Source organism: Hafnia paralvei ATCC 29927 (genome assembly GCF_001655005.1).
Taxonomy (GTDB): Bacteria; Pseudomonadota; Gammaproteobacteria; order Enterobacterales; family Enterobacteriaceae; genus Hafnia; species Hafnia paralvei.
Genome location: NZ_LXET01000041.1, coordinates 203,218 through 225,171, shown reverse-complemented (window position 1 = coordinate 225,171; position 21,954 = coordinate 203,218). Strand labels below are relative to the sequence as shown.

Annotated in this window: 24 protein-coding genes, 1 pseudogene and 1 riboswitch; of the genes and pseudogenes, 4 read left to right on the top strand and 21 right to left on the bottom strand. The window is 52.1% G+C overall.

Annotated features, from left to right (window positions below; translation table 11 throughout):
- Positions 1-5: 5 nt before the first annotated feature.
- The 21 genes from cobA to pduA form a co-directional block, all read right to left on the bottom strand.
- The gene (gene cobA / locus M988_RS11495; RefSeq protein WP_008813229.1) at positions 6-824 is read right to left on the bottom strand and encodes a uroporphyrinogen-III C-methyltransferase; all 819 of its coding nucleotides are present in this window, start codon (positions 822-824) and stop codon (positions 6-8) included.
- Between the two features lie 8 nt (positions 825-832).
- On the bottom strand, positions 833-2,062 hold the full coding sequence (locus tag M988_RS11490; RefSeq protein WP_064574202.1) for an acetate/propionate family kinase: 1,230 nt from the start codon (positions 2,060-2,062) through the stop codon (positions 833-835).
- A 1-nt stretch (position 2,063) separates the two neighbouring features.
- Positions 2,064-2,504, bottom strand: a complete 441-nt coding sequence (locus tag M988_RS11485; RefSeq protein ID WP_008813231.1) for a EutP/PduV family microcompartment system protein — start codon at positions 2,502-2,504, stop codon at positions 2,064-2,066.
- Between the two features lie 4 nt (positions 2,505-2,508).
- Positions 2,509-2,859 carry an ethanolamine utilization microcompartment protein EutS gene (gene eutS / locus M988_RS11480; protein ID WP_008813232.1) on the bottom strand — a complete coding sequence of 117 codons (351 nt, stop codon included), beginning with the start codon at positions 2,857-2,859 and terminating at the stop codon, positions 2,509-2,511.
- 14 nt (positions 2,860-2,873) lie between these two features.
- The gene (locus tag M988_RS11475; RefSeq protein ID WP_008813233.1) at positions 2,874-3,431 is read right to left on the bottom strand and encodes a BMC domain-containing protein; all 558 of its coding nucleotides are present in this window, start codon (positions 3,429-3,431) and stop codon (positions 2,874-2,876) included.
- A 25-nt stretch (positions 3,432-3,456) separates the two neighbouring features.
- Complete coding sequence (locus tag M988_RS11470) at positions 3,457-4,848, bottom strand: 4Fe-4S dicluster domain-containing protein (protein WP_064574200.1); 1,392 nt, start codon at positions 4,846-4,848, stop codon at positions 3,457-3,459.
- A complete protein-coding gene (locus tag M988_RS11465) occupies positions 4,841-5,956 on the bottom strand; it encodes a 1-propanol dehydrogenase PduQ (RefSeq protein ID WP_064574199.1) in 1,116 nt (371 codons plus the stop codon). Before M988_RS11465 ends, M988_RS11470 begins: the two co-directional genes overlap by 8 nt.
- A gap of 10 nt (positions 5,957-5,966) precedes the next feature.
- The gene (locus tag M988_RS11460; RefSeq protein WP_064574193.1) at positions 5,967-7,355 is read right to left on the bottom strand and encodes an aldehyde dehydrogenase family protein; all 1,389 of its coding nucleotides are present in this window, start codon (positions 7,353-7,355) and stop codon (positions 5,967-5,969) included.
- Complete coding sequence (locus tag M988_RS11455) at positions 7,355-8,374, bottom strand: cob(I)yrinic acid a,c-diamide adenosyltransferase (protein ID WP_008813237.1); 1,020 nt, start codon at positions 8,372-8,374, stop codon at positions 7,355-7,357. Before M988_RS11455 ends, M988_RS11460 begins: the two co-directional genes overlap by 1 nt.
- A gap of 15 nt (positions 8,375-8,389) precedes the next feature.
- A complete protein-coding gene (locus M988_RS11450; protein WP_008813238.1) occupies positions 8,390-8,665 on the bottom strand; it encodes a EutN/CcmL family microcompartment protein in 276 nt (91 codons plus the stop codon).
- 3 nt (positions 8,666-8,668) lie between these two features.
- The gene (gene pduM / locus M988_RS11445) at positions 8,669-9,166 is read right to left on the bottom strand and encodes a microcompartment protein PduM (protein WP_039187662.1); all 498 of its coding nucleotides are present in this window, start codon (positions 9,164-9,166) and stop codon (positions 8,669-8,671) included.
- Positions 9,163-9,813, bottom strand: coding sequence for a phosphate propanoyltransferase (locus M988_RS11440; protein WP_008813240.1), 651 nt, complete (start codon positions 9,811-9,813; stop codon positions 9,163-9,165). Before M988_RS11440 ends, pduM begins: the two co-directional genes overlap by 4 nt.
- On the bottom strand, positions 9,813-10,412 hold the full coding sequence (locus M988_RS11435; RefSeq protein ID WP_061060131.1) for a BMC domain-containing protein: 600 nt from the start codon (positions 10,410-10,412) through the stop codon (positions 9,813-9,815). Before M988_RS11435 ends, M988_RS11440 begins: the two co-directional genes overlap by 1 nt.
- A gap of 21 nt (positions 10,413-10,433) precedes the next feature.
- On the bottom strand, positions 10,434-10,709 hold the full coding sequence (gene pduJ, locus M988_RS11430; protein WP_004090424.1) for a propanediol utilization microcompartment protein PduJ: 276 nt from the start codon (positions 10,707-10,709) through the stop codon (positions 10,434-10,436).
- A gap of 12 nt (positions 10,710-10,721) precedes the next feature.
- Positions 10,722-11,096, bottom strand: coding sequence for a glycerol dehydratase reactivase beta/small subunit family protein (locus M988_RS11425; RefSeq protein WP_061060130.1), 375 nt, complete (start codon positions 11,094-11,096; stop codon positions 10,722-10,724).
- Entirely contained in the window at positions 11,093-12,928 is a 1,836-nt protein-coding gene (locus M988_RS11420; protein ID WP_064574192.1) for a diol dehydratase reactivase subunit alpha, read from the bottom strand. The genes M988_RS11425 and M988_RS11420 overlap by 4 nt, the downstream gene beginning before the upstream one ends.
- Positions 12,929-13,063: 135 nt before the next feature.
- The gene (pduE, locus tag M988_RS11415; RefSeq protein ID WP_064574191.1) at positions 13,064-13,588 is read right to left on the bottom strand and encodes a propanediol dehydratase small subunit PduE; all 525 of its coding nucleotides are present in this window, start codon (positions 13,586-13,588) and stop codon (positions 13,064-13,066) included.
- A 14-nt stretch (positions 13,589-13,602) separates the two neighbouring features.
- Positions 13,603-14,274 carry a propanediol/glycerol family dehydratase medium subunit gene (locus M988_RS11410; protein WP_166713640.1) on the bottom strand — a complete coding sequence of 224 codons (672 nt, stop codon included), beginning with the start codon at positions 14,272-14,274 and terminating at the stop codon, positions 13,603-13,605.
- 15 nt (positions 14,275-14,289) lie between these two features.
- Positions 14,290-15,954, bottom strand: a complete 1,665-nt coding sequence (gene pduC, locus M988_RS11405; RefSeq protein WP_039187668.1) for a propanediol dehydratase large subunit PduC — start codon at positions 15,952-15,954, stop codon at positions 14,290-14,292.
- Between the two features lie 20 nt (positions 15,955-15,974).
- Positions 15,975-16,787 (bottom strand): propanediol utilization microcompartment protein PduB, encoded by an 813-nt coding sequence (gene pduB / locus M988_RS11400; protein ID WP_039187669.1) that lies wholly within the window; start codon positions 16,785-16,787, stop codon positions 15,975-15,977.
- On the bottom strand, positions 16,784-17,068 hold the full coding sequence (gene pduA, locus M988_RS11395) for a propanediol utilization microcompartment protein PduA (RefSeq protein WP_004090398.1): 285 nt from the start codon (positions 17,066-17,068) through the stop codon (positions 16,784-16,786). The genes pduB and pduA overlap by 4 nt, the downstream gene beginning before the upstream one ends.
- A 620-nt stretch (positions 17,069-17,688) precedes the next feature.
- Between pduA and pduF the strand changes: the two genes are divergently transcribed.
- The 4 genes and pseudogenes from pduF to cbiG all read left to right on the top strand — a co-directional run bounded on the left by pduF (position 17,689) and on the right by cbiG (position 21,772).
- On the top strand, positions 17,689-18,504 hold the full coding sequence (gene pduF, locus M988_RS11390; RefSeq protein WP_008813248.1) for a propanediol diffusion facilitator PduF: 816 nt from the start codon (positions 17,689-17,691) through the stop codon (positions 18,502-18,504).
- Between the two features lie 285 nt (positions 18,505-18,789).
- Complete coding sequence (pocR, locus tag M988_RS11385; protein WP_039187670.1) at positions 18,790-19,692, top strand: transcriptional regulator PocR; 903 nt, start codon at positions 18,790-18,792, stop codon at positions 19,690-19,692.
- Positions 19,693-20,054: 362 nt separating this feature from the next.
- A riboswitch (cobalamin riboswitch) is annotated at positions 20,055-20,248 on the top strand.
- Positions 20,249-20,457: 209 nt separating this feature from the next.
- Positions 20,458-20,715 (top strand): annotated as a pseudogene (gene cbiF / locus M988_RS11380) (cobalt-precorrin-4 C(11)-methyltransferase); the annotation flags it as partial.
- Positions 20,696-21,772, top strand: a complete 1,077-nt coding sequence (gene cbiG, locus M988_RS11375; protein ID WP_064574189.1) for a cobalt-precorrin 5A hydrolase — start codon at positions 20,696-20,698, stop codon at positions 21,770-21,772. The pseudogene cbiF and the gene cbiG, both read left to right, overlap by 20 nt.
- The last annotated feature ends 182 nt before the right edge of the window (positions 21,773-21,954 follow it).

The window sequence follows — 21,954 nt, the reverse complement described above, 5'->3', positions numbered from 1 at the left end:
TACCTCTATTGACTGTGTAGTAGATTGCTATTCCCATCAATGATATCGGGTATCAGCGCAGGGATTACGTTCAGCGACAACGCCTGTGGCGTGAATGCGAGAGTATCGCGCAGGTTCACGACATCACCAATAACAATCAATGCCGGAGCGGATAATCCCTGCGCTGATGTTTGATCGGCTAACGTGAGCAGAGTACCACTGGCGATTTTCTGTTCCTGGTGACTGGCATACATGACCACCGCGGCGGGCGTTGTTGGGGCTTTGCCTCCGGCAATCAGTTGCTGGCAAATGGTGGACAACTGTGTCATTCCCATCAGGACAATCAGAGTGCCTTCCAATTTTGCCAGTGTAGCCCAGTCCTGCGGTTCATTGCCTTGCCTCAAATGGCCGGTAACCACGTGGAACCCAGAAGCATAGTCACGATGTGTGACAGGGATACCCGCGTAGGCTAGCCCGCCGATAGCGGAACTGATCCCCGGCACCACTTCAAACGGAATCCCTGCCAGCGCTAACGCTTCAGCTTCTTCTCCTCCACGCCCGAACACATAGGGATCGCCGCCTTTTAACCGCACTACGTTCAGGCCGCGCTGGGCACAATCGATTAGGATTTGATTGATTTGTGGCTGCGGCACCAAATGGTTATTGGGTGTTTTTCCCACATTAATCATTTCGCAGCCGTCAGGGGCTTCTGCCAGTAGTTCTGCGCACACAAGCCGATCATACACCAAGGCTTCTGCCTGACGAATGGCGTGCAGGCCTTTTACCGTAATCAGCGCGGCATCGCCAGGGCCTGCTCCCACGAGCCAAACTTTACCACTTCTCATATTATCCCTCATTGTGTAGTGAGGATCGGAAGGTTAAGCGCCACACGCAGAACATCGCGAGCAATCATTAATTCTTCGTTGGTATTGACGATGGCGATGTGCACAGAAGCATGATCCTGCTGAATGAAAGCCTGATTTTTAAGGTTTTTATCTTCATCCAGTTCAATCCCAAGAAATGCTAAGTCGCGGCATATTTGTTGACGTGCGTTGCGGGCATTTTCACCAATGCCACCGGTAAAGATCAGCGCGTCAATCCCACCCAGTTGCACAATATAGCTGCCTATCACGGCGCGGATCCGCTCGGCGAATAATGCTAAAGCCACCTCTGCGCGCGGGTTACCGTCGTGAGCGGCCTGCTCTACGTCGCGATAATCGTGGGAAATACCGGAGATACCCAGCAAGCCCGATTGGTTGTTAATCAGGTGGTTAACTTCGGCTGAGCTTTTTCCCTCCGTTTGCTGAATAAACGGTAAAATGGAAGGATCAATATCACCACTGCGGGTGCCCATCATGACACCGGCCTGTGGGGTGAAACCCATGGAGGTATTGACCGAGCGTCCGTTGGCAATGGCGCAGATACTTGAGCCATTGCCAAGATGGCAGGATACTAAGCGCAACGATTCCAAAGGGCGACCCATGCGCTCGGCGCAGACCGTGCTGACATATTTATGACTGGTGCCGTGAAAGCCGTAACGGCGAATCCCCAGTTCCTCATAGTAGCGCCATGGCAGCGCATAAAGGTACGAGGTCTGGTTGAGCGTTTGATGGAATGCGGTATCAAACACCGCTACCGAGTAGGCATGTGGGAGAGCCTGTTGGAATACCCGAATACCCAATGCATTCACAGGGTTATGTAAGGGCGCTAATGTGCTGAGCTGCTCAATTTTATCCAGCACCTGCGGTGTGATTAACACCGAATCGGCAAAGGTTTCACCGCCGTGGGCGACGCGATGACCTACGCCGACGATCTCATCTAGCGACTCAATGACATTGTGTTTAATGAGCGCTTTAAGCAGGTATTCAGCCCCTTGACGGCAGTCGGCAATGGGGAGCGTTTCCCGCCATTTCACATCACCGACCCGCAGATTAAATATGGCATCATCCATACCAATGCGCTCAATAAGTCCCTGACACAGAACCTGCTCGTCCTGTTGCCCAGTCTGCTCATTTATCATAGAAAACAACTGAAATTTCAACGAAGAACTGCCGGCGTTAATCGCCATAATTTTACCGGGCATACTACTCTCCAGAATGATTCAAATAGGTCATAAGGTCAGCGAGTCCCTCGCCGGTCTGCGACGAGGTGATGAAAATGTGCTCTGCACCGGCTTGAGCGAGGCAATCCGCCGCCCAGTCCAACTGTGTTGCATGGCTAACTGTGTCAGCCTTGCTGATGATGCCAATCACTGGCCTGTTGAAAACCTGCGCCAACATTGGGGCGAACCAACTTTGAGTGGCATCGGCGTTTTGTACCAACCCCACGACATCTGATTCACAGGCGCTTGCCAATAACGCACTGTATAAACACCGGTTTTCCAAATACTCTCCGGGCGTATCAATGGCATTGTCCTGCCAGATAATGGCCTGAGTTTTCTGGTAATTAAGGGTTTCTCCGCGCAAACGCTGAATTAACGAGGTTTTTCCGCACTGGCTGGGGCCAATCAACATGATGCGTTGCATAGCATCAGGTCCGAGTCATCTGGCAGGCAGTAAATTTCATCATGTCACCCAGCGTGTGGATGACTTGTTTCAGGGCATATTCCACCGCTGAAACATCGCCGGTGAACACCACTGCTCCCGTGAAACGGTCAATAAAACCAATCTCGACGGCACCGGATTTGGTCGCGATATCGCTAGCAATAATCGAAGCTTCGCTCGGCGTGATCGTCAAAATGCCAATGGCACTGCTGACATCGTTTAGCCCGAGCTTTTTATAAAGCGCTTTATTTGGGTTAGCGATCAGATGCGCGAGAGTGATTTGTTTACCCGGTACATACTCTTGGATCACGCGCTCAGGGGGATTATTCGCTTCCATCATGTTGGCCTCCATCATGCCTCTTGAACTAACTGACGCCACAGCGCTTCGTGGGGACGTGGGATCACTGAGCTATAAACCAATAATCCAGTTTCACCGGCGCACTGACTGGCCACTTCTACCGCAGTCTGCACATCGGCAATATCGCCACTGAGCACCTGATAACATTTGCCACCGATACCAAACGCCATATGGATGCGCACCAAAGTGACATTGGCGGATTTGACCGCACGGTCGGCTGCCGTGATGCAGGCCGCCACGCTCCACGTTTCTACCACGCCTGCGGCCTGACGGTTTTCTACCGTATTCAGGCCACTGATAGCCGGTAACACGGAGGGATGAAGGTTGGGCAAAACGATGCTGTCGACCAATAAATGGCCGCTGTGTCGCTCACCATTTTGTACCGACTGATTCACCGCGCCGATATCGCCACCCACCATCAGCAAATATTTGCCAGGGCACAGTGTTTTGCTTACCAACAGGTCGACATTGGCGCTTTTCAGCATCAGGTCGCAGACTTCCATCCCTTTGGCAATACTGCTTAATTCAACAATTCCAATGGCTTGTGACATGCACATTCCTCTTTAAAAAACGCAGTCAGTCCCGACTAATCGTGATGGCGCTGTGGCTGATGGCCGTCACGACGCCGCTGATGCTGGCATGGAGTGGTGCGCCCAAGGCGTTATCGGGAATTTGTCCAATCAACTGGCCTTGCACGACGTGCTCTCCCACGGTGACGACGGCTTCAGACGCGGCACCGATATGCTGGCGCAGTGGTAAAATGACCTGTTGAGGCAGATAGCTTTCCTCGCTAAACGGCGCGGCTTGGTACCAGTCGGTGAGATCCAAACGGGCAATCAGGCGTGATATCGGCACCATGCGGTAATTTGCCATCGGGTCGGCTTCTCGTAGCTCTCCTTGATAGCGGGCTCCTTGGGCGCGTAGCTGTGTTTTAAGCAGGCGGTTGATGCGCATGGGCGAGATATCGACCGGGCAGGCATAGCTTTCACACAGGCTGCATTCTGAACAGGTGAGGGCGCTCAGTAAGATGTCGGGCGTAGCAACTTGTTGATAGGTAATGGCTCGCACCAGCAGATGCGGCGGTAATTCATGGCCGATAAGGTGGCGCGGGCACAGTTCAGTACACATGCGACACTGCTCGCAGACGGTGCGGGCAATAGCGAGCACGTCTTGATCGCTACGAGCGCGACGGGTGATCAGCAAATGATCGGCGGGCAGCACCAGCAGTCCGCCCGTTGTTTTGGTGACGGGTTGATCGAGATCATGCAGCGCATGACCCATCATCGGGCCGCCGCTGATATAAGCCGGATGGGGAACAGTTGTGCCACCGGCCAGCGCCAGCACGTCCCTAAGCGGCGTGCCTAAAGGTACTGTCAGGGTTAATGGTCGAGCCACCGCGCCATTGACCGTTAAGGTGCGGCGAGTGACTGACCATTGTTGCTCGACCGCGCGAGCCACATTGAGCAGCGTTTGTACGTTATTCACGACCACGCCGATGCTGATCGGCAGGGCGGCGGGAGGAACCCGGCGACCTGTCGCCAACCAAATGGTGATCACTTCATCCCCAGCAGGATAAACATCGGGTAAAATATGCAGCCGAATTTGCGCAGGTAGCAGCGGGGTTAGCGCCGCAATCGCCTGCTTATATTTGGCTTTGAGCGCAATAATGCCTTCGCGCGCACCGGTTGCGGTCATGCCATACAGCACGCCACGAACCAGTCGTGCCGCCTGACGAGGGATCAGTTGCTGATCCACTTTCAGCATCGGTTCACACTCGGCGGCATTGACCAGAAAAATCTCCGCCTGTGCCTGAAGTTTCACCGCGGTGGGAAAGCCCGCACCACCCGCGCCCACCACCCCAGCATCGCGCACGCGCTGTTGGATCGTCGCCGCATCGCATTGCATCAGTTCGCCATAGGCGGGGGGCGTACTCAGCGCGTGGGCATCTGATAGTTGAATATCATTCATAAAGCGCCTCGATAATGCCACGGATGTCCTTGTCGTCAGCAGGACGCGGATTCGTACGCAACGTTACATCGGCCTGAGCGGCGGCAATCATGTCTGGAATACGCTGTTGCAACTGGCGTTCGGTGACTTTCATTGCGGTCAGCGGTTGAGGTATTCCGCATTGGCGCTTCAGCAATGCTATTTGGTGAATTAACTGATTAACCGCAGCGCGATCGTCGGCATTCGCTGGGCTGAAGTGACACAGTTTTGCCAGCCGTGCATAGCGTTTACGTGCACGGGTATCGATAGCGTTAAAGCGAATCACCGGTGCCAGCAGCAGGGCGTTTGCCAGCCCGTGCGCAATGTGAAATTGACCGCCCAATTGATGGGCAATAGCATGATTGATCCCCAAACCGGACTGACTGAATGCCATTCCAGCTAGCGTCGAGGCATTGTGCATTTTTCCGCGAGTGATCAAGCAATCGCCTTTACGACAGGCGGTTGCCAGATGACGAAATACCAACTGCACGGCTTTTTCGGCTAAGGCATCGGTAAAATCGCTGGCATGCGGTGACACATAGGCCTCCAGCGCATGTGTCAGCACGTCTAACCCCGTATTCGCGGTGATGGCCGGTGGCACGGAGGCGACCAGCGACGGATCCAAAATGGCGATGTCTGGATAGATTTCATCGTCAAATAGAGGATATTTAATACTTTTTTCCGGATCGCTTATCACGCAGGCGCTGGTGACTTCCGAACCTGTTCCGCTGGTGGTGGGGATGGCGATACAGGTTTCTATCTCCAGCCCCTGTTTGCGGCTAAACCAGACAATGGCCTTGGCGGCGTCCAACGCTGAGCCACCGCCAAAACCGATGACAATATTGGGGCGTAGCGCTTGCATCTGTTCAATCCCCTTAACCACCGTATTGATGCTGGGATCTGGGGTGATATCGCTGAACAGGCTTATATGATTGTCAGCCGGTATCGCTTGCTTGAGGTTGTCCAGTACAGGGGACGTCGCCAGAAAGCCGTCGCAGATTATCCAGATTTTTTGCCGATGGAAGCGTTGCAGCGCTTTCAGGCTGCCTTCCCCGCTATAAATGCGTGTTTGCAGGAAAAAAGTCTTCATGTGTCCTCGCTCAGCGAATGGAGAAACCGTTGGTCAGCACACAGCGACGTTGGCGCGCGAAAGTACGAGCCGAGGTTGTGCCTTCTCCGGTTGGGGTGGCGATGGTAAAGGTGGTAAAGCCTTCACCGCCGACGCCAATTCCAGCGTAGGACGGACCGTTTTTCACAAAAATAGAGGTCTGTAACAGACGTGCGGCTAGATTCAGTCGGGTAACATTCTGCGAATGCATGGTCGCCGTATGGTGTAGCCCCCCTTCAACCTGCAGCGCAAGTGTTAACCCTGCATCAAAGTCCTTTACCCGCACGACCGGTAACAGCGGCATCAACTGTTCGCTAGTGACCAGTGGATCGTTACCTGCAACCTCTACCAGTAACAGGCGCGGTGCTTTAGCAGGGCAGGCGATCCCCGCCGCTTTTAGCAGCTCAGCAGGGCTTTTCCCCACTAAATTCTTATTGGCATGTCCCTGTGGTGTCAGGCAGGCTTTGCGTAGATTGTCGACTTCTTGCGGATGACTGATGAGCAATGCATCGAAGGCCTGCATTTGTTGTAATAAACGATCGGCAACGCTTTCCACCACAATCAGGCTTTTTTCTGCAATACACGGTAGGTTGTAGTCGAACGAAGCACCGGCAACGATATCCTGCGCCGCTTTCACCAATTCGGCTGTTTCATCCACTAGACAAGGTGGATTGCCTGCACCGGCGCCAATCACTTTCTTGCCGCTTTTCATCCCCATGGCCACAATGCCAGGCCCGCCGGTAATCGCCAGCAGCGCAATTTTGTCGTGTGCCATCATCTGTTGTGTGGCTTCAAAACTCGGGTTTTCTACCGTCACCACCAGATTGCGAATACCGCAGCTGCTAAAGACGATCTCTTCTATTTGGGCAATGAGATCCAGCGAAACGTCTTTGGCTCCAGGATGTGGGCTGAAATAGACCGCATTACCCGCGGCTAACATACTGATGCTGTTGTTGATAATGGTTTCGGTCGGGTTGGTACTAGGGGCGACCGAACCCACGACGCCAAACGGTGAATATTCGAATAGCACCATGCCGCCATCACCCGTCAACGCGGTAGTGGCCAGATCTTCAATCCCGGGGGTGTTTTCCAGCGCAGCTTTGTTTTTCAGAAACTTATCTTCTTTATTGCCCATGCCCGTTTCACTGGCACCGCGTTCAGACAGTGACAATAGCTGTGGCTTCAGTTGCTCGCGGATAGCGCTAATAATGGCGCTGCGCGTTTTCATTGGGCTTTGCTGATAGCGTAAGAATGCGCGATGAGCGGCATTGATCGCGTCATCAACGCTTGCAAAAATAGCGTTGGAAGCCGACGCGGTCGCGGGCATCAGTTGCTCGGTGAGGATAGTGCGAATGAGAGATTCAAGTTCATTGGTATTCATTATTCATTCCTCAAATGTAAAGCCGACATGGCCGCTTCTGCGATGTGCATATCTTGTGCAACGCTGCCGCCGCTTATCCCTAATCCCCCGACCAATTGGCCGTTACGCCATAAGGGATAGCCTCCACCAAAGCTGACCACTTTTCCCCCCGTACTGGCTTCCAGTTGGTACAGATCGGCTCCCGGTTGAACAGCGGCATTGAGCTGGTGGGTGGCGGTTTTCAACGCGACCGCGGTCCAGGCTTTTTTAGGCGCGAGTTCGCTACTAACCAGCAGGGCATCCGGCATCCGGTAGGTCATCATCATGTTGCCGTGGCGATCGACCAGTGCCACGACGACAGCGATCTCTAGTGCTATGGCAGCATCAACTGCCTGCTTAACGAGCTGATGAACATCGGAAAATCCAAGTTCATCTGCGGAAGGATGAGCGATCATAGATTTCGGTTTCTCTGTTGTTGCTGCCAGATAACGGGCCGCCACGGTTTGGGCGATTTGCTGTAGCTGTTGGCGCTGATCTTCGTCGCGGGCCAAGGCATACAGGCAATCGGATAAACGGTTTAGGTATTGCAATAACACCGGGCGTACGGGAACTTGTTCGGCCAGCTCGATCAGGCGTCGTTCACAGCGCCGTGCGAGGGTACGGGCAAAATGTAAGCGGCTGCCCGCCTCGGTGTTTCCGGGCAGAATAAAACCGTGTACCGGCGGCAACTGTGCCATGCAACGGTCTACGGCCTGTTCTAGTGCGTGAATATCCTGCTCAGTAATGCTTTTTTGCCCATCGGGTGGGGTATCTATGCCAACGCTGGCCAGTTCAGCGCTGAAATAAAATAGCTGGTGTTGTACGGCATCAAGCAACTGAAGGTTTTCAACGCCTTGTGCTACGCGCACACACAGGCTGAGCACCGCATTCAGTTCATCCAACGTGCCGTAGGTTTCCACCCGAGGGTGATGTTTTTTCACCCGCTGTCCGGTGAAAAGGGCCGTTGTGCCGGCATCACCGGTTTTGGTATAGATGCTCATAAACTCACCGCCTCATCAGTAAGAGCATTCATCGACAATGGCGACGATGGCCAGATCGATGGCATCATTCGGCTCAGCAAAAACACGTCGGGCGCTGGACCCTGCTGAAAGCAACACTAATTCCCCTTGACCCGCACCGACCGAGTCGACGGCGACTTCATCTGGCGTGTTGCTATCAGGTGGAAGCGAGCCGTCACCGGCGACACGGCGTACCAACAGCAGCTTTTTACCGATCAGCGTCGGGGACTTTTGCGTTGAGACGACAGAACCTACCACTCGGGCCAGTTGCATGTTTTACTCCTGCCTTAACAGTTGAATGTGACGGGCTGACAAGGTGTCCTTTGCCAGCGGTGTAACCTGCGTATGGTGGTCAATCAATAACCATCCCGGGGAAAGGGTGGCAATATCCCGATAGCTCAATACCTGACCCGCATGCAGCCGTACCGCAACGCCTTGGCTGTCGCTGAAACTCAGGGGCAACGGACGCAATGCCGCTGCGGGTAGCGCAGGTAACAATTGGCGATGCAAACTGATATGAACTTTCATCCCCCACGACCATGCTTCGTGCAGAGCGGCAACGGCCGGACATTGGGTTTCGTCGTGCGCCAATCGGCGGATAAATGCCAGATCCGGCAGCATCAGATGCAAAGTGGCATTCAATACGAATACCGATGAGTCGAGCCCGGCGCGTAGCTGAGGCAACCCCAAGGCGTGAACCCGGCGTTCGCGCTCGACCAACCGCGTGACAATCTGGCTGACCAGTTGTTCGGTTTGCGCCTGAGTGAGATTCATGGCTGTTGTGTCCGTGCTGATGAAGGCCGCAACGTGGCAAAAGCCGCTGGGTCGTCAGCGCCTGCGGCATTGGCCTCATCGGTATCGATGTGCATTTCCAGTTTCATTTGTGGGGAAACCCGAATAGCAACATCGTCTAAGATCAGCCTGCGACCGCTGCCCTGAATGGCGACCTGTACGCAGTCACCGTGTTTAACGCGATAGAGCAGGGCATCCAGCGGTGACATATGGATATGGCGCTGCGCCACAATGACTCCCTGCGGTAGCTCCAGTTCACCGTACGGACTGACCAACCGAATAGCGGGGGTTTGGTCCAGATTCCCAGACATACGCAGCGGTGCATGAATACCCAACGTGCGGGCATCGGTACGGGAGATCTCAACCTGACTGTGGCTGCGCAGAGGGCCAAGAATTCGAACGTTTTTTAGGCTGCCTTTGGGGCCCACCAGCGTTACCGTTTGTTCGGCGGCAAATTGACCGGGTTGGAGCAGCGCTTTTTTCTCAATCAGTGGCTGATTGGGAAATAATTGTTGGTAGTCCTGCACCGAGAGGTGCAGGTGTCGATTGGAAACCCCAAGCGGGATCGGACGAAGACGCATTTCGTCGAGGATCTTACTGACAACGGGTTCCAGTAACGTTTTTTCCATCAGACTTTTCCTCGCTTAGCCGCATGGATACAGCGAAAACGGGGCTCACCTTTATGGCGTCGGCAAGCCGGATCTAGGCAGAGATTGCAGCTCACACTCAGCGCTGGCGGAACCTCATTTTTTACATCCTGTTTTTCCTCACCGATGGCGATGTCACTCGTCTCGTCGGTGACGGTATCGACAGGGAGCGGAGCCGCTGTTTCTTCTCTTTCCGATGCAGCTTCCACTTTTTCAGGTACACATATTTCAGTGATATCCCTTTCAGAAGCGACCTTATGCGTTGGTTCACGCAAGGTGGCTGGTTCGGGATCTATCGACTCACGCTGGGGCGTTTGCCAATGCGCCATTAGGGCATCTGCTGGACGAGCCAAAATGGCACGCGACACTAAACCATGATGTTGCTGGGCAAAGGCGGCACCGGTATTGATTGCCGCCTGAACCGACGCCACATCACCGGTCAGGCGGATTAACATCCAACCCGAGCCGTTGGTTTTTTCTATATCAATCAGGCTGACGGATGCCGCTTTTGCCATGGCATCCGCCGCACCGATCGCCAGCGCTAGACCACTAACTTCGAGTAAACCCAGTGACGTTTTCACGCTGTGCTCCTCTTCTTACCCTTAGGCAGAGGTCGGTAAAATGGCTTCTACATCGCTATGCGGACGAGGGATCACATGGCAAGACTTCACTTCACCCACCGCGCTGGCAGCCGCAGAACCCGCGTCAACGGCTGCTTTAACTGCGCCAACATCGCCGCGCACCATGACGGTGACCAAGCCGGATCCGATCTTCTCGTAGCCAACCAACTGTACGTTGGCTGATTTGACCATAGCGTCAGCCGCTTCAATTGCCGCGACTAGGCCTTTGGTTTCGACTAATCCCAGTGCATTATTCATATTTCTCTATCCTTAATCGGGGTTGTGGGAATGACTTTTGGGTGACAACTTAAACGGTAAACCTTTAACCAAGCGGGCGGCGTTGTTACCTAGCTGCCGCAATTGGTCTTTGTCTTGCCCCCACGCCTGCCGAAACAGCGGGCTAGCTGGGGGGAGATTTCGGAAATGCACGATGATTTCGTCGGCAGAACAGGCTAGCCCAACCAATAACGGTGAGCGGGTCGCTGCCTGCCAAGCGCGTTGTACTGCATCAGCGTCATCGTCTTGCTGCCATTGCCAAGGAATGCCTTCTTCCTCAATACCGAGCAATACTTGATGCCAGATCGCCTCGGGCGTTGATGAGGTGAGGCTGATAACAATGGCTGGCGCATCGTTAGGGAAGTTCATCGGCCACTCTCCCGCTGATAAGCCAGAATCAATCCGGTGGCGACCGCGTTACGCGGGCCTTCGCTGGCGCGGATATTGCCGCGACCGGCCACCAGCTTGTAGTGGGAGAGGGCGTCGGTCACTAATTGTGGAATTTCAAAATCCAGCGATGAGCCGCCGACCAGCACCACGAAGGGGATATCGCGGATATTACCGGTCGGGCTGACCTGCCGTAGCGCGCGTAAAGCATTGGTGACGAATACCCGCTCTTTGGCTGAGCGTCGGATATTGCGCACTTTTTCCAGCGCATAATTTCCCGGCAGCGGCACTAACCCTTCAGGTTTCACCACCACCAGTCGAGCAAAAACCTCTGGCGGTAGCGGTTGTGGGAAGAACTGGACGCTGCCGTCTTCGTGGCGAAGATGGAACAGACTTTCCACTTTTGCTAAGGGGTATTTCTTGATGTCTTCGGCCAAGTATCGGTCTTGGAGATCGAGCTCAGACGCCACTATCATCGTCACCATGTCGCCAGCACCGGCCAGATGCGTCGCGACGATTTGACCTTGCGCATTGATGATGGAGGCATCGGTAGAACCCGCCCCGAGATCGAGGATGGCCAACGGCCGACGCGTTCCTGGTGTGGTCAGTGCGCCAAGTATTGCAGCCTCGGCCTCTGCCCCCCCAACCTGCACATCAATATTCAGTGTCTTTTCAATTTCGCTGGCAATATGGGCCATTTGCAGACGGTCAGACTTCACCATGGAGGCAATACCCACCGCCTGCTCGAGCGAGAATTCACCCGCCAGACCACCAATGACATTGACCGGTACAGCAGTGTCTACAGCCAGCAAATCCTGAATAAAGATTTCATTAGCGGGCTTGTTGGTCAGCTCAGCCATGGTATGACGCACGTGCTCAAGCATGCCGCCAATATTGGTGCCGGCTTCGCCACTTACGTTGTCCAGATGCCGGAAGCGATTCACCGCCGTCATAATGGTTTCCGCACCGGTTGCGACATCCACTCGCACAGTGCGCCCGTCAGCAAATAACTCCAGATGTCCGGCTGGAATAGAGCGGGCTTTAACATCGCCAGCGGGGGTTTTCACCACGACCGCAGATCGAGTGCCAATCAATGCGCGAGCCACTGGCACGATGTTTTTGGTTTCTTCTGCGCTGAGTTCGAAAACCGTGGCAATGCCATAAGGGTTAGATAGGGTTTCTATTACCTGACCCGGCATCGCAACTTCAACCGCCGCCAGCATGCCCATAGGGATACGGTCGATATGCAGCACTTCGTCGACGATGGGCAGTGGTTGCGTGAGGCGGTTGCTCACCAACACACCATCATCACGTTGCAGGATAATCGCTGTAATGCGATATCCTGCGCCGTTGGCGGCATTGACTACGGCAGCGACATCGGCAAAATCCACGGCAGACGGTACGACCAGGATGTAAGGCTGGGTCGGATCACGAGTGACCAGTTCATCTATAGTGATGGTCAGCCCTACACCCAATCCCAGTCCACCGGGCGTCTTTGGGTTATGGCCGATCATGGTGGATTCAGTAATGATGGTTTCCGTGATGGTTTCCATCGCCACGTCACCAATGACGGGGGTCGCTTCGTTGATGCGGATCAGGCTGATATCACTCAGGGCGATACCCGCTTTTTCCACCAACATGTTCAGCGCCTTATTGATGCCGAAAATGTTGCGTTGCGTCCCTTTGATACCGGTAGTCTCCGTCATAGCGCTGGCAACAAATTGCAATTGACCGTCAGCTGCAATTTGCGCCAATGCCACTTCCGTTGATGAGTTGCCAATATCCACGCCTGCTATATACCGATGCCGACCCATATTTCCTGCCTTAAGTTGCTGATAGTAATCCCCTCATTTTTTATTGAGGGGGAAGGGCTGTATGTCTTGGAGAGTGAGGCGGATTAGCGCGCTACGACCCCAACGACCTATCTCCCTCCGCTCGATATCGCCAAATTAATCGTCGCCTTTGAGCTTTTTGCGCTGAACATACAAAACAGCGGCTTCTCGCACGAAGGCGGCGCAGATGGTCGCGTGGTAGGTCTGTTCTAAGTCATCGGCGATTGCATTCAGCTCTTCTTTGCTGGAGCGGTATGGGCGCAGGGCGTTGTAGATATCCAGCACCTTGTCATCGGGCACCGCGGTCAGCTCAGCGGCGCGCTCAAAGTTCATCGCCAGCAGAGGACGGCCCGCATCTTTGGCAATTGATGCCTGAATGCGCAGGATTTCAGGCGTAATGCGCAAATCCTGTGAGGTGACGCTGCCGTTCAACACGTTCGCCAGCGTGAGGTCATCTAACGTTTTATGGGTTGCGGTTTTCACCCAGTCGGGGTGTTTATTCGCCAGAGGATAATCAGAGACTTTGGCGTCACTACGCGAACTGGCTGCTGGAGTAGAAGCTGCCGCGGGTGTTTGGCCTTGCAAGCTGTTCATCTTGCTCAGCACATCGCGAACCATGGATTCAATAGCTTCGGAATTCATCGTGTTTTCCTTTGTTAAAGCGCCACCTGGAGTTCCTGAGGATTCTTACCAGTCACCACATATTTGGTTTCTTTGATGTGCAGAATCGCAGATTTGGCCTGATACTTTGGCCGAGCCATTTGGTCATTCAGGGTTGGAACCGGCTGTGGTGATTCTCGTTTGGCGTAGCGCGCGGCGTTTTTACCAATCAGACGGTAGGTATCCAGAGTCAACAGAGGAGCCTGTGGAAACAGCTCGAGATTAGAGAGCGGAGGCAAACCGCGTTGATGAATGACCGTGGTACCTTTTGACTGGATGCCAATAGAGATCCCCGAACCGCTGAGGCGGTTGCCTTCTACCGCAACAAAGGCCACATCAGAGGATTTAAAGCAGCGGATAACCCGCGCCTTGATGCCTTCCTCTTCGATACCCGCAATTAATTCACGCAGAATATTTTTGTGTGGTATGCCAACGATATTGGCGGTTTGTGACAGGCCAAAGGCGGGACCGACGGCAATGATGACTTCATCCTGTTGGGTGCCGGGACGCGCTTCACCAACCTCAGTGAGAAAATCCCCTGATGCAACGGCGGTAGCAGCTGGCGCGGGTTGGTTCTCTTGCTTAAAGGAGACGGTATTCTGGTCTCCCTGCACTTCCTGCAATACGCTTTCAATAATTTGGCGTAACAGTTTTTCGTTAATATCCACCATTTCGTGAACCCCTTAGCCAAGCTCATTCGGATCAAGCGCGTTTGGAATATTTTTAATTTCTTCCCAACGTGCACCTTCTAGCCGGTAACCGGTCGCTGGTCCTGCATAGTCATTGACGTCATTCACCGCGGACAGCACTTGGTTGTTGCCTTTGATGATGGCTGAGGTATGCAGGTAGTCACCGGCTATCTTGGCTTTCTGGATGTTCAGCATGTCTTGCGCCACATCCTCAAAGCCGCCTTGCGCTAATGCTTTCACCACTTCCAAACCGGTACGGTTTTTGCTGATGATTTCCTGAGCGAACTTGATGTCTTCAACGATGTTGCGTTCGGGCATGTCTTTGGAGCCGTGAGCGTAGGTCGCGGCAATCACCTCTTCGTCGGTGATAGGCGGAAGCCCCATTCCCGCGAATACGGCTTGCAGTGCGCGGGCGGCTTTATTACGAATCGCGACCACGTCAGCTTCCAGTACGGGGCGCAGGCCACCATCCACTTTCAGATCGCGCTGTAGGACGTTGTAATCATCAAAATCTTCGGCATCTTCGTTGGAGCCCGCGAACATGTTGTCGTAGTTAGGCACCGCTGAATAACCGGACGAGATGAAGTCAGTGCCCGGCAGGAATTGCATCAGCAAGCGAGCGGTACGACGCATATCCGAATGGGTAAAGGTTTGGTCGTTACTGGATGCACATTCCAAATCCAGTGCTGAACAAATCAGGTTTTCCGCCAAAATGGCGCGAATGCCTGATGGCACTGCGGAAGGGACACCGACACAGCTCACGGAGCCGTTTTGTAATCCCTGAACCCCTGCGGCTTTGGTGATATAAATACAGCGCGCTTCCAGATACAGCATGGATTTCCCTTCGGCGTAGCCCATCTGGACTTCGGAGCCTGAGCCGGAGGTGAAGCGCATTTTCAAACCACGTGATGCATAAGACGAAGCGAGGAAACCTTTAGACCATGGTGTATCATCACCATCGGTAAAGACGGGTTCAGTTCCATATACCGAAATGGTTTCTGCGTAACAGGTGTGGCCCAGCATCCCTAGCTTTAGCTCGGTGGCCTCTTCCAGAGAACACTGTGTTAGAACGCCAGGGCGACCGACTTGGGAACCTACGAGCAGTGCAATTGCATTGAATGGCGCATAGCGAGCCACGGCGACGGTGGTTTCTTGTTCATCAAAACCACGGAATGCGCCTTCAGCGGCATCGGCAGCAATTTGTACAGGGTTGTCTTTCACGTTAGTGACGTGAGCTTGCTGTGACGGCGTTCGACGGGCGCGCATTTTCTGCATCGACATCATCATTTCTACCACGTTCATGTGGGAGACGACTTCGACGATTTTGGCCGGTGTCATAGCGGTGGTCAGTGGCACAATGGTGCGGCGTGACACATTGGGATCACACAGCATGTTGGCCAGTTTGACAGAGTCCATCTGCATCACTTCTTCTGCACGCTCTAGGTTGATGCCGTAGCGGGCGATGAAGTGGTCAATCAGGTCAAAACTGCTTTGCGGCTTGCCGTCGAGCTCGGTCACGACACCGTTCACTATCTTGATGGATGGCTTCGGATCGTTCGGGCTTTCCATGGCAATAAAGCCTTCTTCGATCCATTCTTTGACAAAACCGTCCTGATTAACGGGGCGTTTCGCCAATGCTTCAAATCTTTTCGATTTCATGAAACAGCCTCACTGTGGCATCAGATGTAAGAAGGGCGGTCGTTTTTGGGTTCAGAACCCAAGGTTGCTAATACCGTTTTGCCGATCTCACGGGCAGAAATGACGGCCTGACGCACTGCGCCAGAGTCGCCGGAGATAACCAGAATGACTTCGTTACTAAAGCTGGTGCCCTGTGCAGGGGAACTGTAAGCCACTACGTCAACGTTGGCGGATTTCACGGCGGTGTCGGCCATCAACACGCCAATCGAGGCAGGCGCGCCAACAATCACGCCACAAGAGCGACCCAGCGGTGCGCCAAAGGCTTTTTCCAGCGCGTGGCTAGCGCGTGCGCTGTATTGCAGCTCAATGTGGCCCGCTTCATTGCCGTAAACGTCGCCAAAGGTCCGGTCTAACTCTTTCAATGCCACTTCGACGGCACGTTTCACATCAGAAACGTCATCGCCACCAAAGATAATCAGCGAGCCATGACCCGCGCCGCCTTTGGTATCGCGAGGTAATTCAATGCTGACCACTTCGGTATTGGTGGCTTTTACGGCTTCATCCGCCGCCATGATGTGTGGCCCCGCGCCGGTGCGAGCGCCCAAAATACCGATCGAGCGATAGCGTTTTTCCAACTTCATTGCGTCCAGTAGGGCGCTGTCTACGTTGGCGATAACCAGTCCGACCGTGTCGCCGATGGCGGTACCAACAAATTCCGTTAAACTGCAAGCTTTCTCAGCCATAGCCGTATCTCGTTGTTTATAGGATGGTTGTGCAGAAGACGCCGGAGCGTGTTCACTGACTTTTGCTATCACCTGCGCCATGATTTGATCGACCAGGTCATTGCTTTTCATTGGCTATTTCCCTTTGGCAAAAATTTCTCGACGTCGGTATGAGGGCGCGGGATCACGTGAGTTGATTTCACTTCGCCTACGTTGGCGGCGGCAATGGCGCCTGCATCCGTGGCTGCTTTCACGGCCCCGACGTCACCACGTACGATAACGGTGACCAAGCCAGAGCCAATTTTTTCATAGCCTACCAACGTCACATTGGCCGATTTCACCATGGTGTCGGCGGCCTCAATGGCAGCGGTCAGACCTTTGGTTTCCACCATTCCTAGTGCTTCTTGTTGCATAAATACCTCGACGGAATATCAGATGCCGTGTTCTGGCTTGAATTGTCATATTCATAAATAACGTGTCAGGTTCGTGCTGAGAATGAATATACAAACAAGCAATGGAAAAGAATGGTTGTGTTGAATTTACTGGCGGGAATGATTAGCGATGAAATAACAAATTATTGCTGTGATGTATTTTAACTGATTGTTTTGTATCGGGTGTTTTCTTGAGGGCATGTGGTAATAATTAGTTGTGGACTCAACGCAATTAAAATTAAGTTCGTGACACTGTTTAATTTTTTTGGTACTGCGCGCGTAATAAAAGCGCAGGCGTATTAATGATGCGAGCGAGTTCACATCAAAAGAGAATTTGTGAGCGTGCTGACAATAACGAAAAGAATAAATGACAAGAAAATCACATTAATTAATTAACGCGTAAGGGGCTTATTTGCTGGTTTTAAATGATTTTTTTTACAGAGCAATGACAATAATTTGTTATTTGAACTCTAGTTTTTGTTTGATTCGCCGTGAATCACGACAACACTTTCATTTTCACCCTCTTTATAGTGGTGTAGTCAAGGAGCGTGCATTACTGAACACAACCTATTTATCATAATAACTTCTAACAGGGTGATCCTATGAACGACTCGCTCAAAGCTCAATGTATTGCAGAATTCCTTGGCACCGGGCTGTTTTTGTTTTTCGGTATTAGCTGTCTGGCGGCAATGAAAGTGGCCGGTGCCAGTTTTGGTTTGTGGGAAATTTGTATCGTGTGGGGATTGGGGATTTCGTTGGCCGTCTATCTGACGGCTGGGATTTCTGGAGCTCATCTTAATCCTGCTATAACTATTGCTCTATGGCTGTTTGCCTGTTTCCCCGCACGAAAAGTGCTCCCTTACAGCCTTGCGCAAATCGCAGGAGCTTTTGGTGGCGCAGCGCTGTCTTACATGTTGTATCACAACTTATTCACCGATTTTGAAGCCGCGCATCAGATGGTTCGTGGGAGTTTGGACAGTCTGCAACTGGCCAGTATTTTCAGTACCTTTCCCGCATCGGCTATCAGTGTTTGGCAGGCCGCATTTGTTGAAATCGTTATCACATCAATTCTGATGGGACTGATTATGGCGCTGACCGATGATGGTAACGGTGTGCCACGCGGCGCATTAGGTCCACTCTTGATCGGTATTTTGGTGGCGGTGATTGGCGCGGCAACAGGTCCGTTAACCGGCTTTGCTATGAATCCAGCACGCGATTTTGGCCCTAAACTATTTACATTTTTTGCTGGTTGGGGAAAAGTCTCGATGACCGGCGGGCGCGATATTCCTTATTTCATCATCCCGATCGTGGCCCCTGTTATTGGCGCTTGTCTAGGTGCTGCAATCTATCGCTTCTTGATTTGCAACAATCTGCCTTGCAATGCCTGTAAGTTGGAGGATGAGAAAGCCGCTCATTAACCCTGTTTCCTCATCTTGGTTTGATGAAACAGGGTGAGGAAATTTCGTGATCTACGCGAGTTAATGGACGGATTATAGTCCTCTGTTGATTATGGCTCTGGTATGGTGAATGGTAGCTGACTCCATTTCATGAGAGTGTACACCTTCATTGAGAAATCGTTTTCCACATCATGGATAGGAATAACAATCTAGCAAAGAAGAAACATATTATTCATTACAGGGACTATACGTAGTAATAAACGAAATTTTATAACAATAAATCAAAATTGACTGAGAGGTTTTATCATGATTTCTGCCAGTTCTCTAAACTCAGAGCTCATAAATAAAATCGCGCAGGATTTTGCCCAAGCAACCGGACTGGCCGTGGTGGTGGTGAATATTCACGGTGAAGAAATTTCTGAGCTGTTCAATTTTACGCCATTTTGCCAGTTGATGCGTCAAGACCCCGTTAACCATCTCCGGTGTCGAATGAGCGATCGGTGTGGTGGCTTTGAAGCGTCAAAGTCTAATGAACCTTGTATCTATCGCTGTCACGCCGGACTAACGGATTTTTCTATTCCGCTGGTTATTGCAGGCCACCTAGTAGGGTTTGTTTTATGCGGTCAGGTCCGACTCCATTCTGATGTCTATTTAATTGATATTCTTAATGTTGATAATCAATGGCAGCAGGATCAGGCGTTGATGGATGAGTTCCATAATGTGCCCATGATGGATTTTTCTCGCGTGATTGCCTCGGCGGATTTACTGAAGCTGATTGTTGAGAACTGCCTTAAAAAGCATCTGAATTTCGTGGTTATCAACGATAATAAAGACAGTAAAGAGCCGGGTAGGATACGTCCAGTTCATCCCAATGACAGTAAAATAAAGAAGGCATTACGCTACATTGATACGCATCTCTCTGAAGAGCTGCGTTTGGAGGATGTGGCTGCTAGCGTGTATCTCAGCCCTTATTATTTCAGCAAATTATTTAAAAAGTATCAGGGAATTGGTTTTAATGCTTGGGTCAATCAGCAACGGATGATCAATGCGAAAGAGATGCTGCAACACAGCGACTGGAGTATTGCCAGTATTGCCAAAAATCTGGGATTTTCACAGACCAGCTATTTTTGCAAAGTGTTTCGTCAGGCCTATAACGTCACGCCACAGGTATTTCGCTCAATATCATCTGAACGCAGGGGAGTAGAGTGATAGCCGCTGTTCACATATCAATGTGTCATGTGGCTTGCACGGGGCAATCTATTTTAAAACTTAAATACATAGTAGAGTCGTAAAAAAGTAAGGACAAGTTTTTACTATTTTTTATTTCGGCAATGTTTGCCTAATTCATTGTTTTCAATATGTCATTGCCAGTGTTTGTAGAAATTATTTGTTATGCTGAGCAATAAATTCACTTGAAAAAAATGAAGTTGACCATTTATTACGATCGTAGGGGTGTATATTCGTTACTAACCTTGCTATCAATGATTAATTATCAGATGACAATAATGAAAATAAATGTGTGGTTCAGACGGAAAAAAAGGAATGAATAATAGAGTCTACTGAAATTAGATAATGTGAGTGACTGAAATGGTTATGTCGTGTCCTTGAGTAAAAGACACGATTGGGAAGGGGGTGATAAATCCCCCGCAGCCCCCGCTGCTGTGATGCTGACGAACCCGCCGAGACCACTGATCTAACAGGATTGGGAAGGTGACGGGAGAGAATGACGCTAAGCCAGAAGACCAGCCATATCAGTAAAAACGTTTCAACTCCTTCGGTGGGAAGCGGGTTGTCATCAGATGCGCGCAGCGGTGTCGTTGCGTAAATGCATCTCTATGACCCTGCCTATCCCGCTAGAAATGGCGGGATTTTTTTATGCAACATTCAGACAAACAAGCATTTATTCGCATAGGAACTGGCCGCAGGTGCTATAGCCGCTTATTGACTCGGATGCCGGTGACTCAGTGGGCTCCCATACAGGAAATGTATCGCGTCGCCGAGCGTTTAACGGCCGGCGGCTATCCCGTCGATACGCCGGTTGTCGTGGTGTACAAGGCGACATGGGCCGAAAGGCGAACGGTTCGCGGTACTCTGGAGGAGATCGCCGCGTGGGTTCATCAGGCGGCGATCCATAAAACTGCGTTGATATTGGTGGAGGCATTTCTCGGCGATGAATATCACTATTCCAAACTCTATGATGCGGGGTTCAGCCATGAATATCGTCAAGCCTGAATCGATCGCGCTATTTTGTCTCACTCCTGGCGGAGTGCGGCTGGCGCGGCGTTTGAAAACCCATTTACCGCTGAGTTGTTTCACCAGCGACAAGCTGATGGAGTCGGGTTTTTTACCGTTTAACGGCAGCTTTGGCGATACTCTGCGCGAGGCATTTAAGCAGTATTCGGCGCTGGTGGTTGTCGGGGCTATTGGCCTGACCGTCAGGGTCATCGCGCCGCTGGTGAATGACAAAATGACGGATCCTGCGGTGGTTGTTATTGATGAGGGCGGGCAACACGTTATCAGCCTGTTGTCGGGTCACGTGGGGGGCGCTAATGCGCTAACCCGTTACTTGGCAGGCCTTATAGGTGCCGATCCGGTGATAACCACCGCTACGGACGTCAACGAGATGGCGGCACTGGATACGCTGGCAACCCAATTGGATGCTGAAATGCATGATTTTCGCCACGCAGCGAAAGTGGTTAATCAAATGTTGGTCAGCAATCAAAAAGTAGGGCTGTGGTGGGATGCTCCTCTGCTAGTGGAACGTGAGCGCTGTGATATTCGAGGATTTATTCCCGTTGAGTCTCTGGATGCGTTGCCGCAGTTGGACGCCTTAGTGTGTATTACTATGCGCGATAGCTTACCGCTGCCAACTGAACAACTAACAGCACTTCCTGTTTATAAGTTGGTGCCACGTCGGGTGGTTGCGGGCATTGGATGCCTTCATGCAACTTCGTTGCAAATGCTGGTTGAATTGCTACAACGGCAAATGGCAGAGAACCACTTCGATATTATGGCACTGCGCGCGATTGGCAGCGCCGTCGTTAAAAAAGATCAGCCTGTACTGCACCAATTAGCAGAGTGTTGGCGGGTGCCGTTTGAACTGTTCAGCGCTAGCGAACTGAACCGGCATGGACAACATTTATCTGCACCTGACTTTGTCCGTCAAAAGATGGAGCATAGCTGCGTTTCACAGCCAGTTGCATGGCTGATGAGTGACGGTCAATTAGTTGGTAATACGCTGCGCCAGCAGGGCATCACGATCACGTTGGGATTATCGCACTCATGTTGACGGTGATTGGCCATGTTGGCGGCGCGTCTAGTGGTAAGAATTTATTCTCTGTGCGTCTCTGTAGCAGAAGTCATACAGCGTGTTGGCAATCTTTCAAAGAGGTATCGCGTTGCATGCATTCGATAGCTGGGCTGTTTGGCAGCCAGTAGCTACCAATGGCGATCGTTTAATGAAAGTAAAAA